General features: G+C 64.0%; 17 protein-coding genes. 9 read left to right on the top strand and 8 right to left on the bottom strand.

The window, feature by feature from the left end:
- The first annotated feature begins 49 nt into the window (after nucleotides 1-49).
- A complete protein-coding gene (locus RHODMAR_RS28065) occupies nucleotides 50-226 on the top strand; it encodes a hypothetical protein (RefSeq protein ID WP_157225938.1) in 177 nt (58 codons plus the stop codon).
- 87 nt (nucleotides 227-313) lie between these two features.
- Nucleotides 314-982 carry a hypothetical protein gene (locus tag RHODMAR_RS01345; RefSeq protein ID WP_008710459.1) on the top strand — a complete coding sequence of 223 codons (669 nt, stop codon included), beginning with the start codon at nucleotides 314-316 and terminating at the stop codon, nucleotides 980-982.
- Nucleotides 983-989: 7 nt separating this feature from the next.
- Here the strand turns inward: RHODMAR_RS01345 and RHODMAR_RS01340 are convergent, their stop codons facing one another.
- Nucleotides 990-2,012, bottom strand: a complete 1,023-nt coding sequence (locus tag RHODMAR_RS01340) for a hypothetical protein (protein WP_081605865.1) — start codon at nucleotides 2,010-2,012, stop codon at nucleotides 990-992.
- Between the two features lie 113 nt (nucleotides 2,013-2,125).
- Here RHODMAR_RS01340 and RHODMAR_RS01335 point away from each other — a divergent pair, with 113 nt between their 5' ends.
- The 3 genes from RHODMAR_RS01335 (at nucleotide 2,126) to RHODMAR_RS01325 (ending at nucleotide 4,777) form a co-directional block, all read left to right on the top strand.
- On the top strand, nucleotides 2,126-2,449 hold the full coding sequence (locus tag RHODMAR_RS01335) for a WXG100 family type VII secretion target (protein WP_157225937.1): 324 nt from the start codon (nucleotides 2,126-2,128) through the stop codon (nucleotides 2,447-2,449).
- A 73-nt stretch (nucleotides 2,450-2,522) separates the two neighbouring features.
- Nucleotides 2,523-4,223 carry an alpha/beta hydrolase gene (locus RHODMAR_RS01330; protein ID WP_042937505.1) on the top strand — a complete coding sequence of 567 codons (1,701 nt, stop codon included), beginning with the start codon at nucleotides 2,523-2,525 and terminating at the stop codon, nucleotides 4,221-4,223.
- Between the two features lie 17 nt (nucleotides 4,224-4,240).
- Complete coding sequence (locus tag RHODMAR_RS01325; RefSeq protein ID WP_157225936.1) at nucleotides 4,241-4,777, top strand: LppA family lipoprotein; 537 nt, start codon at nucleotides 4,241-4,243, stop codon at nucleotides 4,775-4,777.
- A 21-nt stretch (nucleotides 4,778-4,798) separates the two neighbouring features.
- Here RHODMAR_RS01325 and RHODMAR_RS01320 read toward each other — a convergent pair whose 3' ends face one another.
- On the bottom strand, nucleotides 4,799-5,680 hold the full coding sequence (locus RHODMAR_RS01320; protein WP_008710450.1) for a GGDEF domain-containing protein: 882 nt from the start codon (nucleotides 5,678-5,680) through the stop codon (nucleotides 4,799-4,801).
- Nucleotides 5,681-5,784: 104 nt separating this feature from the next.
- Between RHODMAR_RS01320 and RHODMAR_RS01315 the strand changes: the two genes are divergently transcribed.
- Both RHODMAR_RS01315 and RHODMAR_RS01310 read left to right on the top strand, forming a co-directional pair.
- Nucleotides 5,785-6,603 (top strand): phosphatase PAP2 family protein, encoded by an 819-nt coding sequence (locus RHODMAR_RS01315; RefSeq protein ID WP_157225935.1) that lies wholly within the window; start codon nucleotides 5,785-5,787, stop codon nucleotides 6,601-6,603.
- Between the two features lie 146 nt (nucleotides 6,604-6,749).
- Nucleotides 6,750-7,181 (top strand): hypothetical protein, encoded by a 432-nt coding sequence (locus RHODMAR_RS01310; RefSeq protein ID WP_008710446.1) that lies wholly within the window; start codon nucleotides 6,750-6,752, stop codon nucleotides 7,179-7,181.
- Between the two features lie 13 nt (nucleotides 7,182-7,194).
- On the opposite strand, the gene RHODMAR_RS01305 is transcribed toward RHODMAR_RS01310, so the two are convergent.
- Complete coding sequence (locus tag RHODMAR_RS01305; RefSeq protein ID WP_157225934.1) at nucleotides 7,195-7,593, bottom strand: type II toxin-antitoxin system VapC family toxin; 399 nt, start codon at nucleotides 7,591-7,593, stop codon at nucleotides 7,195-7,197.
- Nucleotides 7,590-7,823 carry a type II toxin-antitoxin system Phd/YefM family antitoxin gene (locus RHODMAR_RS01300; RefSeq protein ID WP_008710441.1) on the bottom strand — a complete coding sequence of 78 codons (234 nt, stop codon included), beginning with the start codon at nucleotides 7,821-7,823 and terminating at the stop codon, nucleotides 7,590-7,592. The genes RHODMAR_RS01305 and RHODMAR_RS01300 overlap by 4 nt, the downstream gene beginning before the upstream one ends.
- Before the next feature lie 164 nt (nucleotides 7,824-7,987).
- Here RHODMAR_RS01300 and RHODMAR_RS01295 point away from each other — a divergent pair, with 164 nt between their 5' ends.
- On the top strand, nucleotides 7,988-8,956 hold the full coding sequence (locus RHODMAR_RS01295) for an AurF N-oxygenase family protein (protein ID WP_008710439.1): 969 nt from the start codon (nucleotides 7,988-7,990) through the stop codon (nucleotides 8,954-8,956).
- Here RHODMAR_RS01295 and RHODMAR_RS26810 read toward each other — a convergent pair.
- Genes RHODMAR_RS26810 through RHODMAR_RS01275 form a run of 4 tightly spaced genes read right to left on the bottom strand, consistent with a single transcriptional unit; the run spans nucleotide 8,929 to nucleotide 11,855 of the window.
- Nucleotides 8,929-9,681, bottom strand: coding sequence for a TetR/AcrR family transcriptional regulator (locus tag RHODMAR_RS26810; protein ID WP_008710437.1), 753 nt, complete (start codon nucleotides 9,679-9,681; stop codon nucleotides 8,929-8,931). The genes RHODMAR_RS01295 and RHODMAR_RS26810 overlap by 28 nt on opposite strands.
- Nucleotides 9,682-9,717: 36 nt before the next feature.
- Entirely contained in the window at nucleotides 9,718-10,251 is a 534-nt protein-coding gene (locus tag RHODMAR_RS01285) for a copper resistance CopC family protein (RefSeq protein ID WP_008710435.1), read from the bottom strand.
- A 27-nt stretch (nucleotides 10,252-10,278) separates the two neighbouring features.
- The gene (locus RHODMAR_RS01280) at nucleotides 10,279-10,635 is read right to left on the bottom strand and encodes an ArsR/SmtB family transcription factor (RefSeq protein ID WP_008710433.1); all 357 of its coding nucleotides are present in this window, start codon (nucleotides 10,633-10,635) and stop codon (nucleotides 10,279-10,281) included.
- Nucleotides 10,636-10,649: 14 nt separating this feature from the next.
- Nucleotides 10,650-11,855 carry an MFS transporter gene (locus RHODMAR_RS01275; RefSeq protein ID WP_008710431.1) on the bottom strand — a complete coding sequence of 402 codons (1,206 nt, stop codon included), beginning with the start codon at nucleotides 11,853-11,855 and terminating at the stop codon, nucleotides 10,650-10,652.
- A gap of 137 nt (nucleotides 11,856-11,992) precedes the next feature.
- Here RHODMAR_RS01275 and RHODMAR_RS01270 point away from each other — a divergent pair, with 137 nt between their 5' ends.
- Complete coding sequence (locus RHODMAR_RS01270; RefSeq protein ID WP_198289373.1) at nucleotides 11,993-13,204, top strand: GGDEF domain-containing protein; 1,212 nt, start codon at nucleotides 11,993-11,995, stop codon at nucleotides 13,202-13,204.
- The last annotated feature ends 22 nt before the right edge of the window (nucleotides 13,205-13,226 follow it).

Raw genomic sequence — 13,226 nt, 5'->3', positions numbered from 1 at the left:
ACTGTCTCGTCCATTGTCCGAGTGAGATAGCTTCTGCTGAGGAGGATCCATGAGCACAGTTCTCTGGACGCCACGTTTCGCCGCTGTGTACTTTCTCGCGGCTCTGGCGCTTCTCGTCCTGTTCATCGCCATCGGCGCAAACATGGCCATAGCTGCACCGTTGATCCTGGCTTCGATCGGGATGGGAGTTGCGGTGCTGATTCGATGTCGCACGGTTCGCTCGTGATGCGTTCCTGAAGTACGTTCACAGGGCCAGGATCGGGCCGCCGATGTGCGTCCCGCCCCGAACGTTCGTCGACAAGGAATGCCCACCATGAAGAAGGCTCGACTCGGTTGTGTCAGTGGACTGTTCGCTGCCGCGGTGCTGGCGGTCAGCGCGATGGCCCCCGGAACCGCTGCTGCCGCACCACTACCGGTCGTCGGACCCGGTAGTGGTTTCGTCACCACCGGAGGCCTCGACGACCTGACGGTGTGCTCCATCGCTGCCGTCGGATACGACAATGCCGGCCGGCTCGTTGCCCTCACCGCAGGTCACTGCATCCTCCGGCCCGGCCTCCCCGTCACTCTCGTGGGATCGCCGACCGCGCCGGTCGGCACCACGGCCGTCGAGCATTGGGGGCCGGATTACGGCGTCATCGTTCTCGATCCCGCCGCCGTCACGCCCGTCTCCAGCTTGGGCGGCGTCACCGTGACGGACGTCGGCACCGGATCGGTGGGCCAGCAGGTCTGCAAAACCGGCCTCGGCAGTGGGTTGACCTGTGGGAGCATCGTCGACGCTCGTGGCAGCGACCTGATGTCCGACGCCATCACCGTCTGGGGCGACTCCGGTGGGCCACTGGTGATCGGAACCACGCTCGTCGGCATCGCCAGTCACGCCTCCGGCGAGCCACTGATCAGTCCCACCGCATATGCGTCCGCACCCGAATCGCTGCGATTGCTGAGCGCATCGGGAGCGCCGGGGGCGGGCTTTCGGCCGGTCTAGCTCGGCGCTACACCCGATCCATTCCGGCTCGATGCGTCGGCTCGACGAGGAACAGGCTGCTGCCGTCGAGTCCGTCTCTGCGGTGGATGTTTCCGCGTAATCCGGCTTCGACCAGTCGGACGGCGATCTCGTAGATTTCGCCGAGTCGTTCGTCGGTGAGATCGGGGCGAACCGCGAGATGGATCTCGTCGCCGATGTGGCGCATCACCGCCTGGAAAGTGGTGCTCACCGCGGCGTAGAGCACTTCGCACTGGATCAGCAGGTCGTCGGACATCACGTAGTCGTCGTCCGCGCCGAGCAACGGTGTCACACCGAAGTCTTCGAGGAGGTCGATCAGCTGCACGCCACTGCGCCCGGCCGCCGTCGACCGATCGGCCAGCAGTCCCGATTCCACTTCTTTCGTGGTGAAGATCAGTGTCGCCTCGACACTGGGATCGAGCAGACCCAGATCGGCACGCATCGCCTGCAGCAACAACGAATGCATCTTCTTGATGTACGCATGCTCGCTCTGCAGCCGTTCGTGTGCGGGAGCGGGGATCCCGGATTCGGGTGCCAGCGGCGTCAGCACCCGGCGATCGATACCCGTCGACAATTCCAACGCCAATGGATGGACGCGTCTGCGGGCAACCACCAGCGCCGCGGTGAGCGCCAGATTCAGCTGGTCGTAGGCCTTGTTCAGTGATCGGGTCGCAGCGCCGAGATCGCCCACCGGTGTCGACACCACGGCAGCCGAAATCTCTTCGGACACAACCCGATCGACATTCGAGAGGGCGAAGAGCAATTCCTGGTATCGCGCGGTCACCTCGTCGCGATTCCACGAGTCGTTGTCACTCGACTGACGCACCTGACGGTCGACGGCCGTGTGCAGTGCCGCCATCTCCCGGGACATGACATCCTCGTTCGCGCCGACACGACGCACACTCAGCGCCGCCCACGCGGCACCGATCGCCGCGAGCACCACGATGATCAAGGTCCACAACGCAATTGCGGACACACCCGACTCCGAAGCAGCCAAGACGCTGGTAGTCATCGCTACATCATGCCCGAATGTGTCACCCATCGTCCCTCTTTCATCGTTCCGACCATCGGCCGGCTGCCTCTGTACAGTGGGCATTCGCCAGGGGGAGTGGTGCGGGACCGCACATGATGGGGGAGGGGGTAACTGTCGATCCTGCGGTGCTGTGGGCGGCCGCGTCGAACACACGCTCTGCTGCCGATGACGCCGATCAGCGGCTCAGGGCGACCGAGGATGTGCTGGCGGGTTGCGGGCAGGGCTGGGGTCCGAGTGCGCGGCCGGCTTTCGAGGACTTCGTCGATGAGCTCTCGGTTCGCCGCCGTACCCTCGCGGATGCATGCGAGAACCTCGCATCGGGCCTGGCCAGCGCAGCGCACGGCTACGAGCAGACCGATGACGCGACGCAGAGCGCGGTAGTGGCTGCCGCGTCGGACTCGGGTTTGCGGCTGTAGACCCACCTCTGCCGCGACCCGAATGATCTAATGACCGGGGCCGGTGGGGACGGGCGAGGTGCCGGGGGGAGCCATGGATCTGACCGCGATAGACAACTGGGACATCGGCGCGCTCGACGCGACCGAATCCTCACTGACCGCACGAGTGGATGCTCTGACCACCGTTCAGGCAGATCTGGCGTCCCTGGCCAGGCTGCCCGGCTGGGACGGTGAGGCCGCTGCCACCGCTCGCGGCGCATACGGGATGACGCAGGACGAAGTGAACCGCGAAGCCGTCGAACTCGGGGCCATCAGAACACTCACCCAGCAGACAATCGATGCCGTCACCCACCTCAAAGCGCAGCTCGCTGGATTACGAGCGAGGGCCTCTGCCGACCTGATGCTGATCGCTTCGGACGGATCGGTCGTCGATGCGTCGTTCGCGGTGTTGCCGACCGACCCGGTGGCCCTCGCCGCCCGCGAGGCTGTGAAGCGGGAACTGCACGATGGCGCACATGCCCTCATCATGCAGGCTTTCGACGTCGATTCCGATGGGGCGCAGGTATTTTCCAGTATCGCGGCCGGAACGCTGCAGGCGGATGGGGCAACCGATCTGACCTCGAGCCTGGACGCAGGATCCAGGCTGGGGGAGTTGTCTGCGCCGTACCCGCCCGAGGGCGCGAGCCCGCAGCAGATCGATGCCTATTGGGACGCGCTGCCCGAGGCTCAGCGCGCCGAAATGATCGCCGAGCATCCTACCGTCATCGGCAACCTCGACGGCATTCCCTCCGTCGCACGGAGCGAGGCCAACATCAGCCGGATCCCCGGCGACCGCGAGCACCTGCAGGCACTCGAGGCGCAGCTGCGGGCCGAGCTGGACTCCAACACCTTCGGGGGATGGGCATCCAACGACGACGCCGGGCTGACGCTGGTTCGGAACAAGCTCGCGAGTCTCGACGCCATCGATCAGGCGCTGAGAGACCACCCGGAGGCACTGCTGACGGTGTACGACGTCAGCGACCACGAACGAGCTCTCGCGGCCGTGGCCATCGGGAATCCCGACACGGCCGACCACGTGACCGTCACCACTCCCGGCTTCGACACCACCGTGCACGGATCGTTGACGTCGATGGTGAGTGAGGCCGCGGTATTGAACGGGGAGATGAGAAACCAGTTGGACTTGGAAGGAAACGTCGACGACACCGTGGCCAATGTCGCCTGGATCGGTTACGAACCACCCCAGAGCTCGAATCGTCCGGGACTGCTCGACGCAGTCGATGGAATCGGCGACGTCCTGTCCGACGACAGAGCGACAGAGGCAGGCGGAACGCTCTCCTCGTACTACCGGGGCCTCGACGCGGCGTCCACGGTTGCCGATCCGCACATCAGCGCGTTCGGGCACTCCTATGGCTCCTTGACCACCTCGGAAGCGTTGCAGCAGGGCGGATCCGAGGTGGTCGACGACGCGGTGTTCTACGGCTCACCCGGGTTGAACGCTGTCGCCCCGTCGTCGATGGGGATGCCGTACGAGCACGTGTGGGCGATAGACGCCGACGGAGACATGGTGACGACCGCCGGTCACTTCGGACCGTTCGCGCTCTTCGAAGCCGGGCCGTACAACAACAACTTCCAACAGCTCTCCTCCGAGGCAGGTATCAGCGCGGAAGGAGTCCTCCGCGACGGGTCGTCCGGCCATTCCGAATACACCAGATCAGGAGACAACGGCATGCTGAGAACGTCGGGATACAACCTCGCGGTCATCGGAATCGGTAGACCAGACTTGGTAATGCAGTGAATCGCACAATAATTCGCGTGGCCGCAGCAGCTCTCGCGATTGTCGGCGTAGTTGCAGGATGCGGTGCCGATGTAGAGGAGCCGACGGTGAACGATCAGGACGTGGCAGCGATCAAGGATGCGCTGTATGCGAAGGGCACCGCGGAGGAAGAGGCGGCGCGGCTCGAGCCGTTGGTGATCGAGATGGCGGATGGGGTCGTCGGCGTCGTGCCCGGACTCAGCTGGCGGTGGAACAGAGAGCCGCTGAGAATCCCCTGCGAGGCCGTTCCCGGCGACCCGGGCAGCGCGTCTGCACTGGCCTTGCGCAACGTGGTGTTCGACGGCCCGATCCCCGACGGCGCATGGCCGCAGGCCCTTTCGGTGGTGAAAGATGTGAGCGCTCGGGTCGGTGCGACGCAATTGCGGGTACGTGTCGACGAGCCCGGTCACCACGACGTCCAATTGATCGGTGCAGACAAGGTGCAATTCGGATTCGGATCACGAGAGGCCGCTGCGCTGTTCGCGCAAACAGGATGTCACCTCAACCTGTCGGATCAGGACGAGTACACGAACTAGCAACTCGACGCCTGCCGCGTGTCAGCGAGGTTCGTCGGTGACCATTCGGTTTCGGCCGGCGCGCTTCGCCTGAAACATCAGTGCGTCGGCTCGGTCGAGTGTGTGGCGAAGACCTTCGTTCGGTCGCTGATGTGTATATCCCGCAGAGAACGTCACACCCGAAGACGCGGTGGCAGCGGCAAGAGTTTCGAGCGACAGGAGAGCGCCGCGTCGATCGCAGTTGCGCAGAGTGATCACGAATTCCTCTCCGCCCCATCGTGCCAGAAGCCCGTCGGGGCCGATGCACCTGCGGGCTGTCGACGCGAAGTCGCGGAGCAGCGCATCGCCGGCTGCGTGGCCGTAGCTGTCGTTGTACTGTTTGAAATGGTCCAGATCGAGAACCGCGACGACTGTGTCGACCGAACCGTTGTCGACGACAGACACCGCGTAGTCCGACCAGCCGCGACGGTTGAGTGCCCCGGTCAGTTGATCTGTTCTGGACGCATTCAGGATGCCGTCCTCGACCTCCTTTCGTTCGGTGATATCCAGAACGGCGGCGAGCGTCCACTCGGCATCGGACGGGCCGGTGAAGGGGACGAGAGTCAGTAGAACCCAGCGAATCTCGTCGTTCGGTCGTACGAACCGCACCTCGACCTTCACAGGCTTGTCTGCGGACATCCCGACGGCCATCAGATCCTCGACGCTGCTGTGGAGTACGAGATCGTCCGGGTGAGTGTGCACCGTCGCGGATCGACCTATCAGCTCCGAGGAGGCCAAGCCGACGAGTTCGCAGTAGGCGGCATTGACGTCGACGAACAATCCGTCGGCGTCGGAGAGAGCCTGCGCGACGGGGCTGGAGGCGAACATGCGCCTGTATCGGTGTTCCTCCACGACGCGACGACCCGCTTTCTCCCCTTCCTGCATCGGGAGTCTAGTCGAGGTCGGGTCAGGCTCAGCGACAGCTGCGTCCCGGCAGCGAAGGTTCGCTCTCAGCGGTTCTTCAGGAGCTACCCAGCACACTGACTTCCGTGCTTGCCTCCTCATCGATGTCCGCCGTGCATGCCACGGCCACCGAAATGTTCACCGAAGTCGCCACCGCCGACGTCGAAGCCGCAGGACTGGCGATCGCAGCTGCCGTCGTCGTGCTCGGGGCGGTGCTGCGGATTCGCGGTGACCGAGCCGGCGCGACGATCTTCTCCGCCCTGGGCTACGCCTTCGCTGTTCTGGTTCTGGCCCTCGCGGTGCACAGCAACGGGTGGCTGACCGGGGCCGACGCGGCTGTGGCCCAGTGGTTCGTCGATCATCGATCGCACGCGCTGAGTGAGTGGGCAACGGCCGTGACCACTGCAGGTGGCCCGGCGGAGACTGCCGCATTGGGCCTGGTGGTTGCCGTCATTCAGGTGTGGCGAACAAAACGGTACGGCCCGGCACTGGTGATGCTGGTGACTGTCGGCTCGGCATCGATGCTGTGCGCGATCCTGAAACTGATCGTCGGTCGCGAGCGGCCGCCGCAATCGATCCAGCTGATGGTCGAGACCGATGCCTCGTTCCCCTCGGGGCACGTGACGGGGACCGCTGCCCTGCTGATGATGCTCGCCCTCATGGCCGGTGCGCGGCGGTCGAAGGCCGTGCGAACACTGCTGCTCGGGATCGCCGTCGCGGTCACCGTTGTCGTTGCCTGCACGCGAATGTATCTCGGTGTCCACTGGTTGACCGATGTCTGTGCAGGCGCTCTCCTCGCGGCATGCGCGGTCACCCTCGGCGGCTATGTACTGCATCGACTCGACGAACCGACGGTCACCGAGTCGACTCCACCGCGACTGCTGGTGAACCAGATCCCCCTATAGCCGTCGCCCGGGGGTGAACGGGCCACATCGAAGCGTCGACGTTGATTGCCGTCGAGAAAAGTGGCACGAATGTACGACTTTCGGGAACCGTTTGCTCTCGCGAACCGTCGAAGTGGTGGGTAGCCGGTCGACGATGGGGGTTTTCGATGATGACCAAGTGGCGAGAAGTGACGAGCGCCGAGTGCCAGCGGGATTTCGACGACCTACTCGACGTGTGTATCGAGATCGCTGCCGAACGCATCACCGAGAAATGGGGACTCGACCCCGTGGCCGTCGTCAACGCCATCTCGGGCGGGCAGCGGGTGCTGGCGTCGATCCCTGATGGGGATGACTCGTCGAACGCGGTGCTGTGCGAGAAACTCGTCGACCGGTTGCGATCCGGATCCGGCGAAATACGGTCTTACGCCATCGTCTCCGACGGGACGGTCGAGGAGGCGTCGGACACACATCTCGAGGTTCTGCTCGAGCACCGCGAGTACGCGATCCAGATCCGCGTGCCGTACCTGATGACCGATTCGACGACATTCGATCTGGGACCGATGGCAGCGGCTGTCGGGCAACGGCATCTGTGGGGCTGACCTCGCCGAAATCTCAGGCGCAAGTGTCGAGCGTCGGGGTCAATGCCCCGTCCAGGACGATGCGGTCGCTCGTGACGATCGTGAGATGGCGACGGAGGGCTTGAGCCACGACCATTCGGTCGAACGGATCGTTGTGATGCCAGTCGAGTCGCCCGGCCGCCGACGCATCCGCAGAGTCGATCGCAAGATCGGTCGCGTTCATCGCTGACAATGTCTCGGCCCACGTCGACAGGAGAGGCCCGCCGTCGAGTCGGCCGATTCGGGTCTTGATGGCGATCTCCCACGCCGAGGCTGCCGAGACCGTCAACTCGTTGCCCTGATCGGCGAGGGTGTTCCGCACGTCGTCTGACATCCTGTCCGAATCGGTGACGAGCCACAGCAGTGCATTGGTATCGAGGAGAAACGAGGTCACGCCGGCGACCCCCATGCCGCCAGTTCCGATGCGGGCAGGGGTTCGTCGAACGATTCCGGGACAACGAGGCCGCGCAGGTGGCCGAAGACTCGCGGTCTCGGCTGCGCGGGTGTCAACACAGCCACCGGTCGACCATGGTTGGTGATGGTGACCGAAATGCCGGTCTGCTCCACCTCGGCCAAAATCGCATTGAGCCGCGTCTTGGCTTCCGTGCTGGTGATCGTCCTCATCGCCACAGGTTAAACCAGTAGCACTGGTCTGGATAGTCTTTTTTGTGCCCTGGTCGATTCGAAGAGAATTCTCCATGTGTCTGCGACGGACCGTTGCACTAACTCGTTTTATGTGTGACGCTGTGTAGCGTAAAGATTGTTGGGACGCAGGCGGAAGGACCACCATGACTGCAGTCGACGACGCACGAACGCTCTATCGAGACAACCTGCACTCTCTGTCGACGGCATCGGTGCATCAGCACTTCGACGCCTTCCTCGACATTCCGTGGGACGAACCCGAATACGCGATAGTTCCCGACGATCCCCGCTGGGTTCTGCCCGACGAGGATCCGCTCGGCCACACCGACTGGTACAAGTCGCTGCCGCTGGACCGGCAGATCCACGTCGGAATGTATCGCCAGGCCAGCATGGTGAAGGTCGGACTGCAGTTCGAGCAGATCCTGATCAGCGGGCTGATGCACTACGCCCTCACGTTGCCGAACGATTCACCGGAATTCCGGTACTCGACGCACGAGGCGACCGAAGAGTGCCACCACACCCAGATGTTCCAGGAACTGGTCAACCGCATCGGCATCGACGTGCCCGGCGGACCTGCGTGGTTCCGCAAGATCGTGCCGGTGCTCGCGCTGTTCGCCAGCCGATCGGCACCGTTCGGATTCTTTGTCGGCGTCCTGGCCGGGGAGGAACCGATCGACCACATGCAGAAGGGGATTCTGCGCAGCGGAGCTGTGGGGCACCCCTTGGTGATGCGGGTGATGCAGATTCACATCGCCGAGGAAGCGCGCCACATCGGCTTCGCGCATCAGTACTTGAAGCACAAGGCCCCGCGGCTCGGACCGGTCCAGAAGAGTGCGATCTCGGTTCTGACGCCGGTCATCATGCGACTGCTGTGCGACATGATCATGAAGCCGAGCAAGCGGATGCGACGCGAACTCGCCATTCCCGACGACGTCGTCGACGCCGTCTGGTGGAACAGTGACTCGTCACGAAAGACATTGCGCGACACATTCGGTGACGTGCGGATGCTCGCCGACGAACTGGGCCTGATGAACCGCGTGTCCCGACGCGTCTGGCGCGCACTCGGTATCGACGGACGGCCGTCGCGCTACCGCAGTGAGCCGTCGTTCGGCTGAGTCGCTGTCTCGCTCGGAACCGTGTCGAGAGGGACGGTTTCGAGCGGAATCTGGGGGATGGCGATGCCTCGGGAAGCCCCTAGGCCCTTGACCTGAAGCCAGATGGTGTCGGCCAGGAACGTCGCGAAATGGTCCAGGCCGGTGCGTGATTCGGCCTGTGCACTCCAACTGCGCACTGCGCCCATGCATCCGGAGACCAGGCCCGCCACCCACGGCCGCACCAACGACCAATCATCTGTCGACAGATCCGCGTGCACGAGCGCAAGGAATGCCGCGACGCTCACTTCCAGCTGCTCGGCCAGCAGAGCGTTGGTCTGTTCGAGCGGCGTCGGTGATTCGGCGCTGACATCCTGCTCGACGAAACGCGTCCAGGCGGGATGCTCGGCAACCCAGCGCACATAGGTGCTCACCACCCGATGCACCACATCGCGAGGAGTGCCGGTCAACGCGAACGAGGTGACCAGGGCCGCGGACAGCTGCTCGCAGATGGCTCGCTGGATGGCCGTATCGAGATCGGTGCGATCCTTGAAATGACGGTAGAGCCCGGTGCGATGCACATCTGCTTCCGCCGAGATCTGAGCGGTGGTGAGCCGCTCACCGGGGGCGATATCGCGGGCCAGCACCGTCATGGCGGCCTCGATGATATGACGTCGGCGATCGGTGTTGTGCTGTTCCCAACGCCGCTTGCGGCCATCGGACTTGGGGTGTGACCCACCGTCGCTCATGGCTGCATGTTCTCACGTCCGCGCCCGAGAGGACCGTCAGTGCGTACGTTTGCGCAGCGCGAACAGCACGCCCGACGCCCCAACCGCGACGACGACCACCGCGATGACCCATAGCGGAAAGCCGCTGTCGGTGTCCTCGGCCGCGGCCGGTGCGGCCTCGTTGGTGAAGGACAGGTCGGTGGCCGGCGGTGCTACCGGCACCGGGGACGCCTGGGTGAGTTGGAACGGGATGGCACCGGTGATGGGATGCCCGTCGCCGGAGACCACTCGGTAGCCGATGGTGTACTCGCCCGCGTCACCGAGGCCGTCGAGATCGACGGTCACAGTGTTGCCGTCCACGACGGGTTCCGATGCTCCCCATTGGCTTCGATCGGATCCGACGACGGTGACCGTCGCGAACGTGGACTGCAGGTCCTGACTGAACGTCAGGGTCACCTCGTCCGGAGCGGCGTCGAGCACCGCGTTCTCGGCCGGATTGCTCGACTGCAGCGATGCGTGTGCAGACGCCGGGGCTATCGACAGTGCCGTCGCGGCGAGAGTGATGGCGGTGATCGCGGCCAGGCGCTTCATCGGGTGCTTTCTGGTTGTGGTGCAGGGCTATTGGTGTGGGGGCTCGCCGGTCACCTTGTGGTCGGCGAAGTTGAGGCCTTCACGCACGAGACGAGCGAGGTGACCGTCGGACAGGCGGTAGATGACGTTGCGGCCGTCCCGACGGGTCTCGACCAGTCCGGTGAATCGAAGCTTGGCCAGGTGCTGGCTGACGGCAGTACGCGACGTTCCGGTGGCTGTGGTCAGTGCGCTGACGTCTGCGGGGCCGCGGTCGAGTAGCCAGAGGATGTGCAGTCGGGTGGGATCGGACAGCATCCGAAAGGTGTCGCTGGCCGTCGCCAAGCGGTCGGAGTCCGGTTGGACAGCATGATCGAGACTGATGCGCGGTTCCTTCTTCGGTGGCATCTACTGTCTTCTCCCTACGCGGAGGCGACGACCGGATCACGGGAGCGACTCCACAGGCGTGCTGCGGACAATGCCGCAAGTGTAGCCAAGGCCGTGAGCACCGCCGCCGCAGTGAACTGTCCGAATTGCGCGCCGACCCAGCCGGCCACCGGATAGGTGACCAGAAACGCAGCGTGTGACAGTGAGAACTGCGCGGTGAAGATCGACGTCCGAGTTCTCTCGTTCGATTCACGACGCAGAATCCTGGCCGACGGGGTGTTGATCATCGAGGTGCCGATGCCCAGTAGCAACCAGGTTGTCGCCAGCGCGAACCAGGCTGCCGATCCTCCGTGCAGGGTTGCCACTGCAGTTGCTGCCGCGGCGCCGGCGACGGCTACTGCGGCCCCGGCGAGCATGAGGGTGTGGTCGGAGATGCGTTCGAGGGCCCTGGGAATCAGCAGTGCCGCCGCCATCGAGCCTGCGCCGTAGAAGCCGAGTGCGATGGCCAGTTGGCTGGACCCGCCGCCGAACAGGTCGCGAACGTAGACCACGGAGTTGACCATGACCAGTGCCGTTGCTGCGGCGACCACGGTGTTCAGCGCGAGCAGTCCTTGCAGCTCGTGGTTCTTGGTGAAGGTGACGATGCCGGTGGTCGGCCGTTCACGGTGCACTGCAGTATGTTTCGGCAGTGCGGTGCCGAGCACCATCACTGCGGAGACGACGAACCCTGCCGCGGTGCCGACGAAGAGCGTGTGGAATCCGATGACCGTCAACAACGCCGCGGCGATCAGCGGGCTCACCAGAGATTCGAGGTCGTAGGCGAGGCGAGAGAGCGTCAGGGCGCGGGTGTACTGCTTTTCGTCGGGCACCACCGACGGGATGACGGCCTGGAAGGTGGGCGTGAAGGTTGCCGACGCCGCCTGCAGAACGAAGATCAAAACGTAGATCTGCCACACCTGATCGACGAAGGGCAACGCCAAGGCCGTTAGCGCCCTGACGGTGTCTGCAGTGACCAGAACCAGCTTGCGGGGTAGTGAGTTCGTCAGAGACGAAACGATCGGAGCGACAAACACATACGCGATCATCTTGATCGCCAGTGCGGTACCCAGTACGGCTCCAGCGGAACTCCCGGCGATGTCGTAGGCGAGGAGCCCCAATGCAACCGTCAACAGTCCGGTACCCACCAGCGCGACAACCTGAGCCGTGAAGAGGCGTCGGAACGCGAGATTGGCGAAAAGCATGGCTTCAACGTACACATATGTGCGCAAGTGCGCACGTACAGCTTTGTCCGATCCGCTGCCAGACCGCCCTACCTGCGGTAACGTGATTCCTGTCGATCACGTCGAGCATCCAGGGGTGGTTAATGGCCGATCCGTGTATGCCCGCGACCGAGGGTGTCTCGCGAGCCGTCGACCAATTACCGTCGATGATCGGATATTGGGACAGCTCGCTCCGGAACGTATTCGCCAACAAGGTTTATGCCGAATATTTCGGTATCGAGCCCGCGCAGATGGTCGGTATGCACCTCAGTGATCTCCTCGGTGAGACGCTGTACGAATTGAATCTGCCGCACATATCCGGTGTTCTCGCCGGGGGTGAGCAGCAGTTCGATCGCACCCTCATCGACGTCCACGGTGCCGTGCGCACCACTGCGGCCACCTACGTTCCCGATATCGTCGACGACGCTGTCGTCGGATTCACGGTGATGGTCGTCGATGTCAGTGGACGAGTCGAAGTCGAGCGTCAGCGGGACCGAGCGATCCGGCTCTTTCGGATCGCGATGGAGCACGCCCCGATCGGCAAAGCGATCCTCACGGTGGACGGCCGTTTGCTCGAGGTGAACAAGGCTCTGTGCACGCTGCTCGGCTACACCGCGGAAGAATTGCAGCAGAGAACTTTTCGAGACCTCACCCATCCCGAAGACGTCGTCATCGCAGACGAACACCTCAAAGGACTGGCCGAGGGCACACTGACGAGCGTCGCCTCGGAGAAGCGCTACATCCGCAAGGACGGCGCGACGATCTGGGTGCAGCGCAACGCCACAGTGGTCCGCGACGACGCCGCGGGGGACGTGGTGATTGCTCAGATCCAGGACATCACCGCGCGCAAAGCCGCCGAGGCAGCACTCGAACGCCAACTGCTGCTCGACGATCTCACCTCACTGGGCAATCGACGACGACTGATGGCAGAGCTGCAGTCACTGCGAGACACGGCCGAGGGTACTTCGGTTGGAGTTCTCTTCGTGGACGTCGACGCGTTCAAATCCATCAACGATCGGTTCGGGCACTCGGTGGGCGATCTGGTTCTGCAGGCGATCGGCCGCCGCATCATGGACAACGTCCGCGCCGACGACGTCGCCTGCCGCATCGGCGGAGACGAATTCGTCGTCCTACTGCGCAGCGCCCGCTCACTCGATGGCGTCGAACATCTGGCCGGCCGAGTCGTCGGCCTGCTCGCCGGCCCCTACGAGATCGATGGCACAGAGATCCCGGTGACCGTGAGCGTCGGATGGAGTTGGGAACCGACCGTCAACCCCGACAGGCTACTGAAAATGGCCGACGCGCGAATGTACTCGTCGAAGCGAGCCTGATCCGTCCGGGTGGTGTTCGGGG

It is taken from the genome of Rhodococcus sp. AW25M09 (assembly GCF_000333955.1).
GTDB lineage: Bacteria > Actinomycetota > Actinomycetes > Mycobacteriales > Mycobacteriaceae > Rhodococcoides.
This window is presented reverse-complemented; position numbering and strand designations above follow the sequence as displayed.

Excerpts from the sequence above, each read along its gene's own strand:
- RHODMAR_RS01330 (WP_042937505.1), top strand. The coding sequence starts at position 2,523 with ATGGATCTGACCGCGATAGACAACTGGGACATCGGCGCGCTCGACGCG.
- RHODMAR_RS01300 (WP_008710441.1), bottom strand. The coding sequence starts at position 7,823 with ATGAGGACGATCACCAGCACGGAAGCCAAGACGCGGCTCAATGCGATT.
- RHODMAR_RS01340 (WP_081605865.1), bottom strand. The coding sequence starts at position 2,012 with ATGACTACCAGCGTCTTGGCTGCTTCGGAGTCGGGTGTGTCCGCAATT.
- RHODMAR_RS01295 (WP_008710439.1), top strand. The coding sequence starts at position 7,988 with ATGACTGCAGTCGACGACGCACGAACGCTCTATCGAGACAACCTGCAC.
- RHODMAR_RS01275 (WP_008710431.1), bottom strand. The coding sequence starts at position 11,855 with ATGCTTTTCGCCAATCTCGCGTTCCGACGCCTCTTCACGGCTCAGGTT.
- RHODMAR_RS01345 (WP_008710459.1), top strand. The coding sequence starts at position 314 with ATGAAGAAGGCTCGACTCGGTTGTGTCAGTGGACTGTTCGCTGCCGCG.
- RHODMAR_RS01285 (WP_008710435.1), bottom strand. The coding sequence starts at position 10,251 with ATGAAGCGCCTGGCCGCGATCACCGCCATCACTCTCGCCGCGACGGCA.
- RHODMAR_RS28065 (WP_157225938.1), top strand. The coding sequence starts at position 50 with ATGAGCACAGTTCTCTGGACGCCACGTTTCGCCGCTGTGTACTTTCTC.
- RHODMAR_RS01270 (WP_198289373.1), top strand. The coding sequence starts at position 11,993 with ATGCCCGCGACCGAGGGTGTCTCGCGAGCCGTCGACCAATTACCGTCG.
- RHODMAR_RS26810 (WP_008710437.1), bottom strand. The coding sequence starts at position 9,681 with ATGAGCGACGGTGGGTCACACCCCAAGTCCGATGGCCGCAAGCGGCGT.
- RHODMAR_RS01320 (WP_008710450.1), bottom strand. The coding sequence starts at position 5,680 with ATGCAGGAAGGGGAGAAAGCGGGTCGTCGCGTCGTGGAGGAACACCGA.
- RHODMAR_RS01310 (WP_008710446.1), top strand. The coding sequence starts at position 6,750 with ATGATGACCAAGTGGCGAGAAGTGACGAGCGCCGAGTGCCAGCGGGAT.
- RHODMAR_RS01280 (WP_008710433.1), bottom strand. The coding sequence starts at position 10,635 with ATGCCACCGAAGAAGGAACCGCGCATCAGTCTCGATCATGCTGTCCAA.
- RHODMAR_RS01335 (WP_157225937.1), top strand. The coding sequence starts at position 2,126 with ATGATGGGGGAGGGGGTAACTGTCGATCCTGCGGTGCTGTGGGCGGCC.